Origin of the sequence: Chryseobacterium defluvii, from assembly GCF_014204415.1 — a bacterium.
GTDB classification, from domain to species: domain Bacteria; phylum Bacteroidota; class Bacteroidia; order Flavobacteriales; family Weeksellaceae; genus Chryseobacterium; species Chryseobacterium defluvii_A.
The window spans coordinates 1,340,967-1,357,701 of record NZ_JACHLE010000001.1 but is presented as its reverse complement, the minus strand read 5'-3'; the positions used below and the strand labels follow the sequence as shown (position 1 = coordinate 1,357,701).

At 36.5% G+C, this 16,735-nt stretch carries 17 protein-coding genes; 10 read left to right on the top strand and 7 right to left on the bottom strand.

Annotated elements, in window-relative coordinates; all coding sequences use genetic code 11:
* Nucleotides 1-49: 49 nt before the first annotated feature.
* The 4 genes from HNP38_RS06095 to HNP38_RS06080 all read left to right on the top strand — a co-directional run bounded on the left by HNP38_RS06095 (nucleotide 50) and on the right by HNP38_RS06080 (nucleotide 3,409).
* Nucleotides 50-1,636: a hypothetical protein gene (locus tag HNP38_RS06095; RefSeq protein WP_184185998.1), complete on the top strand. Its 1,587-nt coding sequence runs from the start codon at nucleotides 50-52 to the stop codon at nucleotides 1,634-1,636.
* An 18-nt stretch (nucleotides 1,637-1,654) separates the two neighbouring features.
* Complete coding sequence (locus HNP38_RS06090) at nucleotides 1,655-2,245, top strand: DUF6705 family protein (protein ID WP_184185995.1); 591 nt, start codon at nucleotides 1,655-1,657, stop codon at nucleotides 2,243-2,245.
* Between the two features lie 2 nt (nucleotides 2,246-2,247).
* Entirely contained in the window at nucleotides 2,248-2,862 is a 615-nt protein-coding gene (locus HNP38_RS06085; RefSeq protein ID WP_184185992.1) for a hypothetical protein, read from the top strand.
* A 79-nt stretch (nucleotides 2,863-2,941) separates the two neighbouring features.
* Entirely contained in the window at nucleotides 2,942-3,409 is a 468-nt protein-coding gene (locus HNP38_RS06080; protein ID WP_228460969.1) for a hypothetical protein, read from the top strand.
* A gap of 307 nt (nucleotides 3,410-3,716) precedes the next feature.
* On the opposite strand, the gene HNP38_RS06075 is transcribed toward HNP38_RS06080, so the two are convergent.
* From HNP38_RS06075 to HNP38_RS06060, 4 genes are all read right to left on the bottom strand, one after another.
* A complete protein-coding gene (locus HNP38_RS06075) occupies nucleotides 3,717-4,799 on the bottom strand; it encodes an anhydro-N-acetylmuramic acid kinase (protein ID WP_228460967.1) in 1,083 nt (360 codons plus the stop codon).
* Between the two features lie 183 nt (nucleotides 4,800-4,982).
* The gene (gene lptC / locus HNP38_RS06070) at nucleotides 4,983-5,573 is read right to left on the bottom strand and encodes an LPS export ABC transporter periplasmic protein LptC (RefSeq protein WP_184185986.1); all 591 of its coding nucleotides are present in this window, start codon (nucleotides 5,571-5,573) and stop codon (nucleotides 4,983-4,985) included.
* A 1-nt stretch (nucleotide 5,574) separates the two neighbouring features.
* Nucleotides 5,575-6,852 carry a hypothetical protein gene (locus HNP38_RS06065; RefSeq protein WP_184185983.1) on the bottom strand — a complete coding sequence of 426 codons (1,278 nt, stop codon included), beginning with the start codon at nucleotides 6,850-6,852 and terminating at the stop codon, nucleotides 5,575-5,577.
* Nucleotides 6,853-7,168: 316 nt separating this feature from the next.
* A complete protein-coding gene (locus HNP38_RS06060) occupies nucleotides 7,169-8,263 on the bottom strand; it encodes a ParA family protein (RefSeq protein WP_184185980.1) in 1,095 nt (364 codons plus the stop codon).
* A gap of 169 nt (nucleotides 8,264-8,432) precedes the next feature.
* Here HNP38_RS06060 and HNP38_RS06055 point away from each other — a divergent pair, with 169 nt between their 5' ends.
* Nucleotides 8,433-9,551 (top strand): ATP-binding protein, encoded by a 1,119-nt coding sequence (locus tag HNP38_RS06055; RefSeq protein ID WP_184185977.1) that lies wholly within the window; start codon nucleotides 8,433-8,435, stop codon nucleotides 9,549-9,551.
* Nucleotides 9,552-9,703: 152 nt separating this feature from the next.
* On the opposite strand, the gene HNP38_RS06050 is transcribed toward HNP38_RS06055, so the two are convergent.
* Nucleotides 9,704-9,934 (bottom strand): hypothetical protein, encoded by a 231-nt coding sequence (locus tag HNP38_RS06050; RefSeq protein ID WP_184185974.1) that lies wholly within the window; start codon nucleotides 9,932-9,934, stop codon nucleotides 9,704-9,706.
* A 145-nt stretch (nucleotides 9,935-10,079) separates the two neighbouring features.
* Here HNP38_RS06050 and HNP38_RS06045 point away from each other — a divergent pair, with 145 nt between their 5' ends.
* The 5 genes from HNP38_RS06045 (at nucleotide 10,080) to HNP38_RS06025 (ending at nucleotide 15,584) form a co-directional block, all read left to right on the top strand.
* A complete protein-coding gene (locus tag HNP38_RS06045) occupies nucleotides 10,080-10,706 on the top strand; it encodes a TetR/AcrR family transcriptional regulator (protein WP_184185971.1) in 627 nt (208 codons plus the stop codon).
* Complete coding sequence (locus HNP38_RS06040; RefSeq protein ID WP_184185968.1) at nucleotides 10,690-12,012, top strand: TolC family protein; 1,323 nt, start codon at nucleotides 10,690-10,692, stop codon at nucleotides 12,010-12,012. Before HNP38_RS06045 ends, HNP38_RS06040 begins: the two co-directional genes overlap by 17 nt.
* Nucleotides 12,013-12,028: 16 nt before the next feature.
* Nucleotides 12,029-13,132: an HlyD family secretion protein gene (locus HNP38_RS06035; RefSeq protein WP_184185965.1), complete on the top strand. Its 1,104-nt coding sequence runs from the start codon at nucleotides 12,029-12,031 to the stop codon at nucleotides 13,130-13,132.
* A 182-nt stretch (nucleotides 13,133-13,314) separates the two neighbouring features.
* Nucleotides 13,315-14,892 carry a DHA2 family efflux MFS transporter permease subunit gene (locus HNP38_RS06030; RefSeq protein ID WP_184185961.1) on the top strand — a complete coding sequence of 526 codons (1,578 nt, stop codon included), beginning with the start codon at nucleotides 13,315-13,317 and terminating at the stop codon, nucleotides 14,890-14,892.
* A gap of 140 nt (nucleotides 14,893-15,032) precedes the next feature.
* A complete protein-coding gene (locus HNP38_RS06025) occupies nucleotides 15,033-15,584 on the top strand; it encodes a DNA-3-methyladenine glycosylase I (RefSeq protein WP_184185958.1) in 552 nt (183 codons plus the stop codon).
* A 356-nt stretch (nucleotides 15,585-15,940) separates the two neighbouring features.
* On the opposite strand, the gene HNP38_RS06020 is transcribed toward HNP38_RS06025, so the two are convergent.
* Complete coding sequence (locus HNP38_RS06020; protein WP_184185955.1) at nucleotides 15,941-16,252, bottom strand: helix-turn-helix domain-containing protein; 312 nt, start codon at nucleotides 16,250-16,252, stop codon at nucleotides 15,941-15,943.
* An 8-nt stretch (nucleotides 16,253-16,260) separates the two neighbouring features.
* Nucleotides 16,261-16,695: a transposase gene (locus HNP38_RS06015; RefSeq protein ID WP_184185952.1), complete on the bottom strand. Its 435-nt coding sequence runs from the start codon at nucleotides 16,693-16,695 to the stop codon at nucleotides 16,261-16,263.
* Nucleotides 16,696-16,735 lie beyond the last annotated feature (40 nt).

Genomic DNA, 16,735 nt, shown 5'->3' with positions numbered 1-16,735 from the left:
TATTGAAACAGAAAATATTGTATACTTGTAAAATAATTTAATTCAACAAATGATGAGAAAGTTTAATTATTTGATGCTTGCAGCAGTATCATTATTGCTGCTATTCGGCTGTAGAACAGAAACCCTCAGTGAAGATAATTTGAATAACTCCAATGCTTCGTTTTCATTAACTTCTAAAAGAATTTCTCTTAACCAAAGCAAACACAGAGACAGGCTTCTTCCGAAAATAGAAAAGATAGAGGCTGAGGTTAAGACCAATGCTTTTGGGAAAGTAATTAGTTATGGAAACGGTGTTTCCATCAATACGGATGATGTGATCTATATTGAGAACGGACCGGATTTTTATACCTATACTTTCAAAATAGAAAGAGAGAATGCCCCTGCTAATGCTCCTGTAGAAAATCTGGTATTAAGCCCTCTTTCGGATGGAAGCTGGAGAGAAATGCTGATCACTTATCATCTTACCGATCAGGAAAAACAGATAATGAATACAGGGGGAACCGTAGACCTTACGGGAAAGGTAGAATACACCCCATTGGAAAGCGGAACGTATTCCTCTGCCATGAAGCAGGATTTGGTCTGTTACTATAAAACCGTTTCTTATTATACCTCCTGTAGTGAAAACGCCCATCATCATGGGGAAGCTTCTGATGAAGACGGTGGCCCCTGTGAGGCAGATGTACAGTCTGTACTGGTGATTACGGTAACCCGTGTATGCACTATGGTAGGCGGTGGCGGTACAGAGACAGGAACCACACCGGGAGTAACCTACCCGGAGACAGGAGGCGGAAACCCTACAAACCCCAACAATGGAACCAACCCGGATAATCCCTGTGGAGGAAACGGCATCATTACCCAGCCACAAAATCCTAATTCTACTTTGGGAACCCAGGAAGGGTGTAATACCGGAACACCTACCCTGCCGAATTTAGGACCTCTTGAAGTAGAAGACCCAAAAACAGATTGTGAAAGGCTGAAGGAAAAAACTGATGATGCAGCATTCAAGCATAAAATGGACAGCATTAAAAACAGGGTAACTATGCCCAATCCTGATATGCACGAAACAAGTGTAATAGTAGAAAAGTATAAAGGAAAGATTTCATATTCTATTACCCAAAGCCAGGCAAACTTTCAGGCTGACGGTACAAAAAGGGTTCAAAATATGCAAGGCAATTACGATATAGCAGGGATGCATAATCATTGTCCCGGAGGCATTCCTATTTTCTCGTTTGTAGATATGGTAACTTTTTATGATCATTATAAATATTTGGTACCCTTTAGGAAAAATGAGTTTTCCATGTTTTTAGTTAATTTTAATGGCACATCTTATGCTTTAAGAATGCAGGATATTACTGCATTAGATGCACTGTTTGATGGAATGGATCTCAATACAAAGGAAGGAAGGGCATTGGCAGAAGATCGTATGAAAAAAATTTATGAAAAAGATGGAGAAATGAATACAAAACAAGATTATACAGCAGATATGGCTGAAAAGATGATGATGAAAGTGCTCAATACTAAAGATTTTGGTAATGGAAACTCAGTATTTCTATATCAGCATGAAAGTAATCAATGGAAAAAATTGACACTGAACCCCGACGGAAGCATACAGAAAATACCATGTCCTCAACCTTAATATTTAAAATCAATAATTATGAAAAAGATATTTTTATTAGCAACCATCATATTTTTATTTGTGCAATGTAAAGCACAAAATCATATAGTAAACCTAACTGATTGCGACTCATATTTTGATCGTAGCTCAGGAGATTATTACAACAAAGATCTCAATAATGTTTTAGATAAATATGCAGGGACATGGAAATGGACAAATGGGAACAGGGAATTCACATTGACTTTAACAAAACAAGTAAAGCATCATTTCAATCAATATGGAAATGATGATTATTATGAGGATAGACTAGTGGGGTATTATAAGTATAAAGAAAACGGTTTAATAATAGCTGATACCTCTTCTGATGATTTGTCTAAAGACTACGGTTTAAATGTCCATTTCATATTGAACTGTCATTCTCAAATTTCTGCTATACGTTTTCAAGATTATAAGAAATATAAAAATTTTGATGTGATATTGGAAAGCTTATCTCCTACCCAGGTTAAAATGAATATGTATGAAACGGAACATGTTATTACAATCAATAAAAATACGGGGGTAAGAAATCCACCTAATGATCCACAAGGAGGTAGCACATTTCCTATGGAAATGATACTTACCAAGCAGTAATTATGAAAGCGTATTATTTTATATTATTCTTTGTTTTTAATAATGTCTGTTCACAAGAAAGTAATAATCAGTTTTATTTTATTGGTGAAAAAATAGAAGAGCATCATAGACCATATGCTTCCACTTATATTCCTGCTGAAAGGAAGGATTGTATAGAAAACGAAGAAGATGATAGATGTCATCCTAAGATCACTAAGCCTTATTGTATGGGTGGCGGAGAATATTACTCTAAATATAGAATAATAAAAATATTGAAAGGGAGGTATATTAATGACACAATTGAATTTTCTTCTGAATATTGTAATGAGTTTGGATATAGGCGTCCTTTGAAAGGAAAATATGCTATAATTGGTATTTTAACCGGTAAAGATGGTTTGGAACAAAACTATATTGAAAAAGTATACTATAAAACCTCTAAATGGATTTTACCTTACAAAACATCATACCCATTTATTAATTATTCACTAATACAACCACAAAAATTTAAGAACTCTCAAAGAGTAAAGTTAAATATATCTGAAGAATATTATCAAACTTTGTGTATTGTGAAATATAATAAACCTTATTATAAAGAGAAGAGAAAATATGCCCTTGCACTTTATGGTTTTATATTATAAATTTTTGACAGCCCTTTTCCAGTGCTATGGAAATGATACCTATTAAGTAATAAATAAAATAAATAAGTATATTTTAAGCTTGTTGTTTTCTATTGTTTCTTCAATAGTTTTTAGTCAGGAAGCAAAATTAGGCTATATTACTTTAGAAAATTCAAACTCAATTGTAATAGGGTCTCATATTAAAATTGAAATTTTCAAACCTATCTATGACCTCGGTAAAAGAGATAGCCATACGGAAATAAAAATTACAAAATACTCGGTAAAAGAGAAAAAAGAACTCATCGAGAAATATACCTTACCGGAAAATGAATATATTGAAATTGTAAATGCCATTTTAAAAATTAATCCTATTGACTTAATGAATGACTTTCAAACAGTAATTGATGGAGATTATACAACATTGAAGTTTGGCAGTATAGATGCGTCTGTGGAATATAGTGTTTATGGATTAAGTAAAGGAGATAAAGACACTCCTTACAAAGATTTTTTAATTGCAGTTCAGTCAATTTTAAAATCAGCAAAAGTTAAAATTTATGGAATTAATTAGTTTCACAAATTCTATCTAAGCAAAACTCAATTGGAGATTTGTAAATACTACAGATATTATTACACCTGATTGCCCGTATTATGATGCTGACCCTTTTCCGGAGCGTCTTCCAGATGAGATTATACTTACAAAACAATAAATAAAAATAATGTATAAGTATATTTTAAGCCTCTTGTTTTCTATTGTTTATTCAATAGTTTTTGGCTAGGAAGCAAAATTGGGCTATATTACTTTAGAAAATTCAAACTCAATTGCAATAGTGTTGTTGTCAACAAGTCAAAAAAAGCCTCCAGAAATGAAGGTTTTTTTATACAATAATTCCCGAACTATGATCAGTGGAGCTTCCTGTGGCTGAAGAAAGGACATTAATCTTGTTATTGAGCCTTAAAACTCCCATGAATGCAAATATTAATGCCTCTTTATAGTCAATAATTTCTTTTTCAGGGATGATGATCTCTGCTTTGGTTTTCTCTCTTATTTTTTCAACCAGATAGGTGTTATAGGTTCCTCCTCCAGTAAAAAGAATGTTTTTCAGATGGTATTCATTGATCACTTTGGAGATCTGCCTGCTGGCATGCTCGGTAAAAGTTGCCAGTAGATCCAGCGCATCAATACCCTCAAATAAAGGAAAAATATGGGTGTTGCACCATTCAATTCCTAAAGATTTCGGATAAGAATGTTTATAAAATTCTAATGAATCCAGCTTAGCTAATAAATTTTCATCAATTTTTCCTGTTCTGGCCAGTTCCCCGTTTTCATCAAAGTTCTTATTCAGCTTTTGAACTATTTTGTTCAGGACAATATTCACAGGGGCAATATCGAAAGCAATCCTTTTATTATTAGTCTTCAATGAGATATTGGAAAATCCACCCAGATTGAGGCAGGTATCATAGGATGAGAAAAGCAGTTCGTCCCCTATAGGTACCAATGGAGCACCATTTCCGCCCATCAGCACATCCTGTAACCTAAAATCATAAATCACGAGAAGCCCGGTTTCCAGTTTAATGGCCCTGCCATCGCCAATCTGCAGAGTGAATTTTTTTTGAGGCTGGTGAAATACCGTATGCCCGTGAGAAGCAATCAGGTCTATATTTTCAAGCTGGTGCTTCTGAATGAACTCATGAGTGAGCTGTCCCAGATAAAATCCATATTCGGAATTCAGTTCCAACAGATCTTCGGCATTCAAATGAATGGAATTTCTGAGTTTTTCTTCCCAGATTTTAGGATAGGGTATCGTTTCAGCTTCAAGAATCTGAAAATTCCACCGGGTATCCTGCCTTTCAAACTGTGCAAAGCAAATATCTAACCCGTCCAGGCTGGTTCCGGACATTAAACCGATAGCCCTTGAGATCATAGGATAAATGAATTTTCCATAAGAATTTATTATCATATTTATGGCCTTACTATAACTATGGTGTTTTTAAAATAAACTATAGTTTGTTTAAACTTTTATTTTTGGAACCATTAAGATATAATAAGCTGTTTAAGAGTAGTAAGATAATTAAAAATCAGAAATGATTAATCTTAACTATTTTTACTTCTTAAATTCTCCTTCATGGTTTAAAATGCAGGATTATTTTTGTTTTTCGGAAATTTGTTTAGTACTGAAATCCCCGGAATTCTTGAAGAACGTATATTCCGAAAAATCATCCTTGGCAGTCATGCCGTGGTCGGCCACTAAAGTTGAGCCGTCTTCCATCGTTACATATACGGTATCTTTAGTATAAATACGCTTTTTTTTCTGGTCCCAGTAGATGCTTTGCGTAGCGAATCTCTGGCCTTCATTGGTGGTAATCCTTACATCTCCTTTAGCCTCGTAAAACTTTTTGTACTCGAAGATCCTAGCATATTTGGCAACGATCTTTCCGGGAACTTTTGGTTTTTTCTTATCAAAAAACTGGATATTCATCCCCTTTTTAGCTACGATATACGGACTGTCTATCAATTCGTACTTTTCAATAATAGGAGCTGTAGCCTTTAAAGTCACAAAACCGGAATCCCTTTGGACGATATTGGCATGATGAATGATCTGCGAAGGAAAGTTCTTGCTCTGGTTGGCATTCCGCTTGGTAAGATCCTCTTCACAGGAGGTCAGTATAAAAAATATAGCACAACTAAAAAGGTATGCTATATTTTTATATGATATATTTATTAAAAACTTCATTCTAGTTATAAAGGTTCTTTCTGAACCACTTATCTGCAAAGTTAAAGCCTATTCTGAAATTGATGAAATTCTGGTTGATCAGGTTATCATTCAAAGTTCCTCGCTTACCCACTTCCACTCCAAGTTCAAGGCCGCTCATTCTGGTAATGCTGCTATTTTTGAACGGAAGAAGTACCCCTGCGGAGATCCCGAATTTATTGATATTGTTTCCGGCAAGCTTTAAATTTCCTTTTTCATAAAATGCCCCATACCGGTATACCACTCTGGAAAAGTAGTTTCGGAAGTTATTGTAGTTCGGAAGATACCATCCTCCGGCAGAAATTCTGTAAGAATCCTCAAAGTCGAAGGTATTGCCAAAATAAGAAATAGTTTCCCCTTTCTTATAATCAGCCTGAAGAGACAGGAACCACTGGTTCTCGCTGCCATAGCCCACCCCTACAGACGCTTGAAGAGGTAAAAGATTCTTGGAATTTGTTCTCTTCTCTTCAATGATGCTTTCTCCGGCTTTCACTTCTCCATCAGTATAGAAATAAGTACTGTTCTTATATTCAGTGGTCATATTGCTGGTATTCCCGAAAGTAGTGGTAGCCCCGATCGTGAATTTACGATCTGTGCTAGTATTCAGTTTCTGATAGCTTGCACCCAAGGTGAAATTAAAGTTCTTGATACTGTTTTTGGTCTCATATCCGTTGATCAGCTCAGCATTGGAATATCCCAATTCATTCGTATCATAAAGATTACCAAAATACAGATTGGCTCTTAAACCTACGGAAAATTCCTGATTGACTTTGTATGAAAGTGCTGCCTGAGCCGTATTCAAAGTACCGCTTCCTCTGAAACGGCTGGCCATAATAGTCCCGTCAAGCAGGGTTGTCTCATGAAGGATATCATAGCTTTTTGAACTGTAGGGCTGATAGGAAATTCCCATTTTCATTTTTGGTGATAATGGAAAAGCCAGTGAAATATTAGATAAATACGTGGAGTGCTTGGTAGACTTCGTATTATTATAGTCCGTTTTGAAATAATTGTTCTCATTAGTAGCCTCCAGCCTTATACTCGTAAGTTCGAAATTAGCATTATTGGCAGGGTTGGCAAAGTTGAAACTGCTGGTAAAATCACTTATAAAAGCAGTAGATATTCCTCCCATTGAGGCAGTTTCAATCGTATTATCATATTTTACATCTCCAATTCCGTAGGTCGCATAAGGTGAGTTACTCAGGTTCTGCGCATTCAGGAAATACCCGACTGATATGAATGATAGTACAAAGATTTTTTTCATTCTATATTTTTAAAATAATGCGCAAATATCTTAAATATTAATGAATTGTAAAAATTTCATGAGGTTAAAGTTTGTTAAGGGAAAAATAGGGGAATTATAATAGATAAATTGACAGTAAAAAGAAAAAATAATCTTTGGAAGTATTTTTCTTACGGTACATAAAAATATTGATTCATATAAAACCCTCGTCTTATCATCTTATTGGTGCTATGCAAAAATTGCAATGATTTAATAAGATAATCAGAATATCATGCCTCTACATAAATGCCCCTAAAATGTTTAGTTTTTTGGGCAATCTAAATTGAGTTTTTTTATTTTATATCATCTTGGTTATAGCTTCCGCTAAACTACTATAAACTTTATTTGCATCCTCAATATTTACCTTAATTCCATATTCTTTTCCATTTTTTTCATGTTTCCATCGTGCACCAGACCAATTACCATCAGTCTCTGTTAATTCATATATAGGTTTAGATGTTTCTTGCGAAACAGGAATTAATCCGCTGAAGTTTTGAATTCCGGCTAAATGATAAGGATCTCCATGCGTTACAGACGATTTGAATAATTCTTCATCTACAATCATATCTTTTTCCTGAAGTTCAGGAACAAGTTTACTGTTTAAAATATCATTAATTTTGTCTAACCAATCTTGATAAACCTTGGACATTTTCTTTGGAGAATCGGTTTCATCTTCGTCACTTTTATTAACGGTATAAATTCTATAATTTTGTGTTATAAACCCTAACATTTTTGGATTATTTTCTGGTAAATCATCTTCTCCAGTACCTTTAAAACGCTCAATATCAATTGCCCATTTGGGCAAAACATTACTTAAAGAATCAATTGCTTGATAACAATAGAAGTCGGGGGAGACAGGAATAATGAAATAATCGGAACTCATGAATATGCAATGATTGGTTGATGATACACTTGGGCTCATATCAACTAATACTATATCAATATTATTATGATCAGCAATTTTTCTAACAAAATTATTAAATGATCCTACAAATTTTCTCAAGATCGGAATTGTACTACTACTTGTTAGGGCTGTAGCAATTTGTATATCTAATTCTGAAAATCGGATATTACCAGCTAAAATAAAAAGATTCTCATTTGCCGTAGGTGTTATTGAATTTGGATTCTTTTTGTCAGCTGTTTCGGTGGCGTCCAATTCAAATATTGGCGCAAGACTACTAAAAATATCTGTATTTTCTTCATCATTGTAAAAATTAAGTAAAGAATCATAATCTTCAAGACCAAGTGTTAGACCAGTTAAATTACATTGGGGATCTGCATCTATCATAAGCACTTTTCTGCCTTGTGATGCCAATTTCCACCCCAAATGAAAAACGGTAGTTGTTTTACTAACTCCTCCCTTGTGATTGAACAAGGAAATAATTTTTGCCATAGTTATTTGTTTTTTTAATTATTAATTTCTTCTAATATACAATTATTTGACAATTATTAAAAATTAAATTAGAACGTCAACCTCTATAAATTTACCAGACATTCCTTACTGTTGTCATAAATCAGCCATATGCAATCTTACCTTTCCCAAATTTCTTTATCTTTGAAACATGAATTGGGAGAACATAGCCGGACAGGAAAACCTGAAAAGACTTTTAAAAGACAGTATCGCTGAAAATAGGGTGAGTCACGCCCAACTTTTTGTCGGAAAAGAAGGGTATGGAACCTTACCGCTGGCTTTAGCTTATGCCAAAGAAATATTGAGTGGAGAAAATGAGCATGCCGCTTCAAAAGTAGAGCACCTGAATCATCTGGACCTGCATTTCAGTTTCCCGGTTTATACAGATAATAAAAACTCTTTAAGTAAGAATAAATTCGAGGAGTTCAGGGAAATGATCCTGGCTTCTCCCTATGCGAGCTATGATGACTGGACGGCATTCCTGGATTCGGAGAATAAACAGCTTTTTATTTCAGCAGATGAAATAGATGACCAGAACCAGAAATTCTCGCTTAAAAGCTATGAAGGCGGAACAAAACTGCTCATCGTATGGAGAGCTGATAAAATGAACATTGCCGCTTCCAATAAATTCCTTAAATTTTTAGAAGAACCTCCGGCAAAGACGATCATTCTTTTAACCGCTGAAAGCACAAATGATATTCTTCCTACGATCCTGTCACGTACCCAGGTGGTGGAAGTTCCGAGAATTAATGATGAAGATTTGGAGGCGTGCCTGAGGAAAAGTTTTTCAGTAGCGGATGAAAAAGTGAAAGAAATTGTACATGAAGCCCAGGGAAACCTTAATGAAGCGATTAAGCTTTTAAATGCCGGAAATAAGAGTGATGAATTCGAAAAACTGTTTATTCAATGGGTGCGTGATGCATTCCAAGTGAAGAAGAAACCCGAATTCCTTAAAAGTATCATCTTCTGGGCAAGGGAAATATCCGGATGGAACCGCGAGAAGCAAAAGAACTTTCTGAACTATTGTTCGGAAATTTTCAGGCTGGCTTTACTTCAAAACTATCAGTCCGAGGATCTGGTCTATAAAAAGATCGATGCGAACGGTTTTAACTGGACAGGTTTTTCCCGGTTTATAAGCGGAGCCAATATTGAAAGCATTTTGGAAGAGATCAATACTGCCGACCTGCACCTGACAAGGAACGGGAATCCTAAAATAATATGGACAGACCTTGGAATAAAGCTTTCAAGATATATCCATAAGAACACATAAAAAAGTCCTGAAATTTTCAGGACTTTAATTTTTTAATATGCATTAACGTTTGTCATTCTGAACACAGTGAAGAATCTCGACAAGTAATAGTACCTATTTAGTCCGGGTTTATGCGGAATGACAAAATTGCTGTCTGCCAATACTATAAAATATTAAGCTGCTTTTTTCGCTTTTGCAGTAGTTTTTGTCTTGGTCTTTTCATTTTCGGCTGTTTTAGCTTTCGTATCACAAGATTTGTGATGATCATCGCTACATGCCTTCTTATCTTTTACGGAGCATTCCTTTTTTTCTTTACCAGCGCAGCATCCACCTTTTGGAGTTTCCTGAGCAAAACTGAATGTAAACAAGCCAACAACTGCCAGAGCAGAAACAAATTTTTTCATAATTCTTTAATTTTTATCTGAAGTCAAATATAGTAATTTTCAAATACTTGTATTAACTAAAATTAAAAATAAATTAAAAAATCAATCAATCGTTTGATTTGTATAAAATCTTAATGTACATTTGCAGCAGAAAAATAGATACAAAATGATTTCAAAAGAAGAAAACATAATATTTGCAGCCGAAAAGCTTTTTGCAGAGAAAGGCTTTGAAGGGACTTCTACAAGGGAGATCGCCAAAGCTGCCAATGTGAATATCTCTATGATATCCTATTATTTCGGCTCAAAAGAAAAGCTGTATGAAGGTCTGGTAGAATACAGGATGAAGGAAGGGCAGTTTTTCTCAAAAGATATTTTAGAGAGAACCGATATCAATGAATGGGAAAAAGTAGAGAAAATAGTAGAGCAGTTTACAGGAAGAATAAGGAACCATAAGTGCTTTTACAGGATCATGCAGCGCGAGCAGCTTTATACTGAGAATCCACAGATCGTGGAATTCCTGAAACAGGCGAAAATGGGCTTTATCTCTATGTATTCACAGATACTGGAAAGTGGATTGAAAAAAGGGATCTTTACTAAGAATCCTCCGATCTACCTGCTTCATGCGACTGTCAGCGGTACCTTATTTTATGCTTTCAACGCCAAAGGAATGTACAAAGAGTTCCTGAATGATACCGGGGAAGAAGAAGTTTTTGACGAAAAGTATTATACAGAGCTTAAAAACCACATAAAACATATTTTAAAAGACCTTTTAGGTTATGAAGAGAATAAATAACTCAGTGATTGCATTCTCCCTGTTTGCAGGTTGCATAAGTGCCAATGCGCAGGAGAGAAAACAGCTTAATCTGGATGAAGCTGTACAATTGGGAATCCAAAACAGTAAAAATCTGAAAATTGATGCGGCCAAAATAGAAGAAGCCACGGCAGACCTTCTGGATGCAAAAAACAGGCAGCTTCCGGATCTTAAGCTTTCCGGCAGCTATATGCGTCTCACCAATGCCAAAGTAGACCTTAAATTCTTAGGGGAATCGGGTGCTTCCGGTGGTGGTGAAATGGCAGCCCCGAAATCTGTATTTTTAGGCCAGGCCAGCCTTTCCATGCCTTTGTATGCAGGCGGAAGGATCAGGTACGGGATTGAATCGGCGAAATACCTTGTGGAAGCGGCCAGATTAAGCACAGAGAATGATAAGATCGCTATTGCCTATAACGTTGCACAGGCCTATAATAACCTGTTTAAAGCCAGCCAGTCGATAAAAGTATTAGAAGAAAATCTTACTGCTTCCGAAAAAAGGGATGAAACTTTCCTAAAGATGGAAAATAATGGGCTGATCGCCAGAAATGACCGATTAAAAGCCAATCTTCAGACATCGAACATTGAGCTTCAGCTGTTGGAAGCCAGGAACAACTACCATATTGCCAATATCAATATGGATCTGCTGCTGGGACTTCCCCAGACTACAGAATTGGAGACAGATCCTCAATATATAGAAGAAACGGAGGATACCAAACCGGTAGACTATTATGTAAATGAAGCACAGCAGAACCGTAAAGATCTTCAGGCTTTGGACCAACAGAGAAAAGCGGCACAATTGGGAACAAAGGCAGCAAAAGCAGAAAATTATCCTACAGTTGCATTAACCGGTGGGTACATTGCAGCAGATGCTCCGAAGTTTATCACGATTTATAATGCAGTGAATGTCGGGGTGGGGGTTTCTTACAATCTGGCCAATCTATGGAAGCAGAATTCAGCCTTAAAGCAGTCTCATGCGAGAGAACTGCAGCTGGAAGCGACCAATGAACTGCTAAATGATAATATCAGACTTGAAGTCAACAGGGAGTATCAGAATGCAGGCTATTCCAAACAGAGAATTGCGGTGTTTGAAAAATCTGCGATACAGGCTAACGAAAATTACAGGATTACCAAAAATAAGTTTGATAATGGTTTGGCAACCATGACTGAACTGCTGGACGCGGATGCAGCACAGATCTCTGCCAACGTAGGAGTGATCAATGCCAAAGCTGATGCTGTATTAGCTTACAGAAAACTATTACAAACAACCGGAACTTTAACAATTAAATAAAAGAATACTACCAACAATGGAAAACAATAATACACAAACCACCGAACCTAAAAAGAAAAAGAATCTGCTTTTCCCGATAATTTTAGCTGTTGTAGTGATCGGAGGGGGAATTTATGGATACAGAACCTATTCTTACGGTCAGACCCATGAGGAAACGGATGATGCCCAGATCGCTTCCAATATGGCCCCGGTGATCTCTAAAATTTCAGGGTATGTAGCTGAGGTAAAAGTGAAAGATAACCAACTGGTAAAAAAAGGAGACACGCTGGTTATTTTAGATAACAGAGATCAGAAAATGGCATTAGTACAGGCTCAGGCAGCCTTGGCTACAGCGAAAAGCAATATTTCAACGGCTCAGGCGACTACTGCCGCCACTTCCAGGAATATCAATACATCAGAAGCAGCGGTAGCAACCGCTAACGCACAGATTGAAGCTGCAAAGGTAAATGTATGGAAAACCTCACAGGATTTAAAAAGATACGCCAACCTCGTAAAAGATCACTCTATCACAGAGCAGCAGTATGAGCAGGCTCTGGCAGCGAAACAATCTGCAGACAAGCAATTGCAGGTTCTGATCGACCAGAGAAACCAGGTGGCACAGCAGACCAGCGTAGCTTCTTCCCAGACTGCGGCAAGTTCTCAACAGATCGGTGTTGCCAGCTCAGTAGCTAAACAGAGAGAAGTGGATGTGGAAAATGCAAGGCTCAATTTATCATATACTGTAATTGTTGCTCCTGAAGACGGTTTTGTAGGAAAAGTTCCTATTCAGGCAGGGCAGTATTTGCAGGCCGGGGCTCAATTGTTCAGTCTCGTTAAGAATGATCAGAAATGGATAGTGGCCAACTTCAAGGAAACCCAGGTTGATAAAATGGTAGAAGGACAAAAGGTGAAAATTGAGATCGATGCATTTCCTGACAAAGAATTTAACGGAGTAGTAAGCTCTTTCTCCCCGGCAACAGGCGCCACCTTTTCCATTCTTCCTCCGGATAATGCCAGCGGGAACTTCGTAAAAGTGGTACAAAGGCTGCCTGTAAAGATCGATTTCATCAATTTGGATAAGACGATAGCCCAAAAGCTGAGAACCGGAATGAATGTGAAAGCTGAAGTGACTTTAAATTAAATACGTATTCATGTATTGAGGTATAATGTATGAATGATGCTTTGCGGAATATCAAAAATTATAGATCATCGACGATTGATTAATTAATTAATAGGAGAGAGCTTTAGCACGCTTAAAAACAAAAAAAATCAATACATTATACATTTTACATCGTACATTTTACAAATATTGCAAGACAAATTATGCAGGATTCATTAGTAGAATACGGAGCCAGGAGAGTCATCATTACCATAACGGCTATTCTTTGCGCTCTGCTTGAAATTGTAGACTCCACAATCGTGAATGTTGCCCTGAATGAAATGAAGGGCAATCTGGGAGCTACACTTTCCGAAGTAGGATGGGTAATTACGGCTTATGCGATAGGTAACGTGATCATTGTTCCCATGACAAGCTGGCTTTCACAGCAGTTTGGGCGTAGAAATTATTTCGCGGCTTCCATTATTATATTCACTGTATTCTCATTTTTATGTGGGAATGCTACCAATATCTGGGAACTGGTATTTTTCAGATTGTGCCAGGGAATTGGAGGAGGAGCGTTATTAGTAACTTCACAGACCATCATCACAGAGTCATATCCAGTGGAGAAAAGAAGTATGGCACAGGCTATTTACGGATTGGGAGTGATCATTGGCCCTACACTGGGACCGCCATTGGGAGGCTATATTGTTGATAATTACAGCTGGCCGTATATTTTTTATATCAATATTCCCATCGGGATTGCAGCGACTTTGATGACATTACAGTTCGTAAAAAGCCCGAAGTATGCTGAGAAACGCAAAGTTTCGGATGTAGACTGGCTGGGAATTGCCTTACTGGCGCTTACCGTTGGCTCATTACAGTTTATTCTGGAAAGAGGGCATGAGGAAGACTGGTTCGAAAGCGGAATGATAGTAGCCTTTACGACAACGGCAGTTTTAGGATTTATTTTATTCCTTTGGAGAGAACTTACCTACAAATATCCTATTGTGGAACTCAGGGTATTAAAGAACGGAAATCTAAGGATCGGAACCGTAATGTCTTTTGTATTAGGATTTGGATTATATGGCTCTACATTTATTGTTCCTTTATATACACAGAGTATTCTGGGGTGGACGGCTTTACAGTCCGGAGCTTTAATGATCCCGGCTGCGCTTACGACCGCTTTCATGATGCCTATTATTGGCAGATTATTGACCAAAGGAGCTAAACAGCAGATTTTGGTTGCATTGGGATTATTTGTGTTCTTTATTTACAGTTTCTGGGGATATAAAATTCTTACTCCCGATACCGGCAAGGATGCATTTTTCTGGATGCTTATGGTGAGAGGGGCTGGTTTAGGATTGTTATTTATCCCGATCACCTCATTGTCATTAAGTACGCTGAAAGGGCAGGAAATTGGCCAGGGAGCTGCATTTACAGGGATGATGAGGCAGCTGGGCGGTTCTTTCGGGATTGCAGCAATTACTACATTTATTGCTAATGAAAGCCAGAAGCACAGGGTAAATTTACTCTCTCATCTGGACAGCAACAGCTTCGATGTACAGCAGAGGCTGCAGGCATTAAAAGCCAGCTTTATGGCAAAAGGACTGGCTCCTGACGTCGCTCAGAGTTCGGCCTATAAAATTTTAGATTTAACGGTAACGAAACAGGCAGCGGTTTTATCGTATATGGATGTTTTCCTCTATTTAGGGGTGATATTCTTAATATGTATACCGTTTATCCTGTTCATAAAAGAAAGGAAAAGCAAAGAAAAGCTGGATCTGAGTGAAGCGATGCATTAAATAACACAAGACCTCCGGAAATTCCGGAGGTTTTTTGTGGAATACTGTTATTTTTATACAAATATTCAAAAGCTGCTGACTACCTGTTGTCACTACTTCGCAGTAATTTTGTATCAAATTAAAACAAAAAATATATTGAAATGAGTTATTGTTCAGCTATAGAAGGAATGCAGCCTGAAAGTAGGAAAGAGCTTCATAAAAATTATCATGATCATCATTACGGATTTCCCATTCAAGATGATAACGAATTATTCGGAAGGCTGATCATGGAGATCAATCAGGCGGGGCTTAGCTGGGAAACCATACTGAAGAAAGAAGAAAGCTTCAGGAATGCATACAGCAATTTTGACATCCGAAAAGTGGCTGCTTATACGGAGAAAGACCGTGAAAGGCTGCTTAACGATAGTGGGATCATCAGAAATAAATTAAAAGTAAACGCTGCAATTGAAAATGCAAAAACAATCATTGAGCTACAGAAAGAATTTGGCTCCTTCGGGAAATGGCTGGAGCATCATCATCCGAAAACTTTACAGGAATGGATGAAGATATTTAAGAGAACATTCAAATTTACCGGTGGCGAGATCGTTAATGAATTTCTGATGAGCATAGGCTATTTAAAGGGCGCTCATACGGAATCGTGTTCTGTTTATGAGAAGGTTTTAGAGCAGAAACCCATGTGGGAGAGGATATAAAAAAACAAGGATAAAAAATATTTTAATTGCGCTTTTAAAAAATTAAATTGCCGGAGCAGAATAAAAAGGGAGTAACGAAATAATACTCCCCTTTGTGTTTTTTGTTAGTATGAATGTTCATGGTAGAAACCATTAACACAAGCAAAATTAATTAAGTATTTTTCACTGTCAGTTAACGTAATATTAATTAACATTTTTAAGTTAGGGATATCTGTTTTAGGATGGTTATAGGGAGGACTTAAAAAATCACTATCCAGAACTATTACTATCTTCCTTAAAATCGTAATTTAGAAAGGCTAATTTTTCTGTAATTTCTTTCAGCAGAAAAAGTTTAAACAATTTCAATATTATTTTTATTATACATAAATTTTTTTCCATTTAGCAATTGTGTTTCTACTGAGCCTGAAATGATTTGCAATCTGAGAATTATTCATCTGATTCTTTCTTTGGTAATCCAAAATAATTAATATGGAACTTTTGTCATAGGAGCGTAGTTTTTGATTCTCCGGTTCATGGTTGTGTTTTCCAAAAATAAGTGCATTGATGGTAAGGATGTCCATAACATTATTGATATGTTCAATTTTGTGTTTTATATATTGGTCCTGTATTTTTTCAGGATATTTTTCTGTCAGGATATCTGTATAGATCTGTCTGTAATCTGGTTTCATGGGTATAATTATTTAATGGGTGCTTTTTTAGTCCATCTGTATAGAGTAGTTTTGGGAATTCTGTATTTAGCAATAATTTCATTGATGGTCATTTCTTTTTTGTCCAGTTTTTCCAGTATGAAATCCTTCACCTCCTGAGTATAAATATTCTTCCGGAAATTCATATTTTCACTATTACTTTTTTCTTCTTTTCTAACCTTGGGTTTTTGAGCGGCCGGCGGTGAATAGAGAATAAGATGTCCTGTATAAAACCTGAAAAAATCGTACTCAAGAAGTTTACACCATCGTAGCAGTATATTCGTATCAATACTTTTCTGAAGGAACATATCAGATATATCTTCCTCTTCACAGGCTAAGAAATTACAGATTCTCTGCATAGAGATATCCGATTCCCGGACTTTTTGCTTAATATGCGTACCAATATGTATATTCTTAAGATTCATAATAGATAATTTATAAGTTCAAGATGACCTTAGAGAAGGA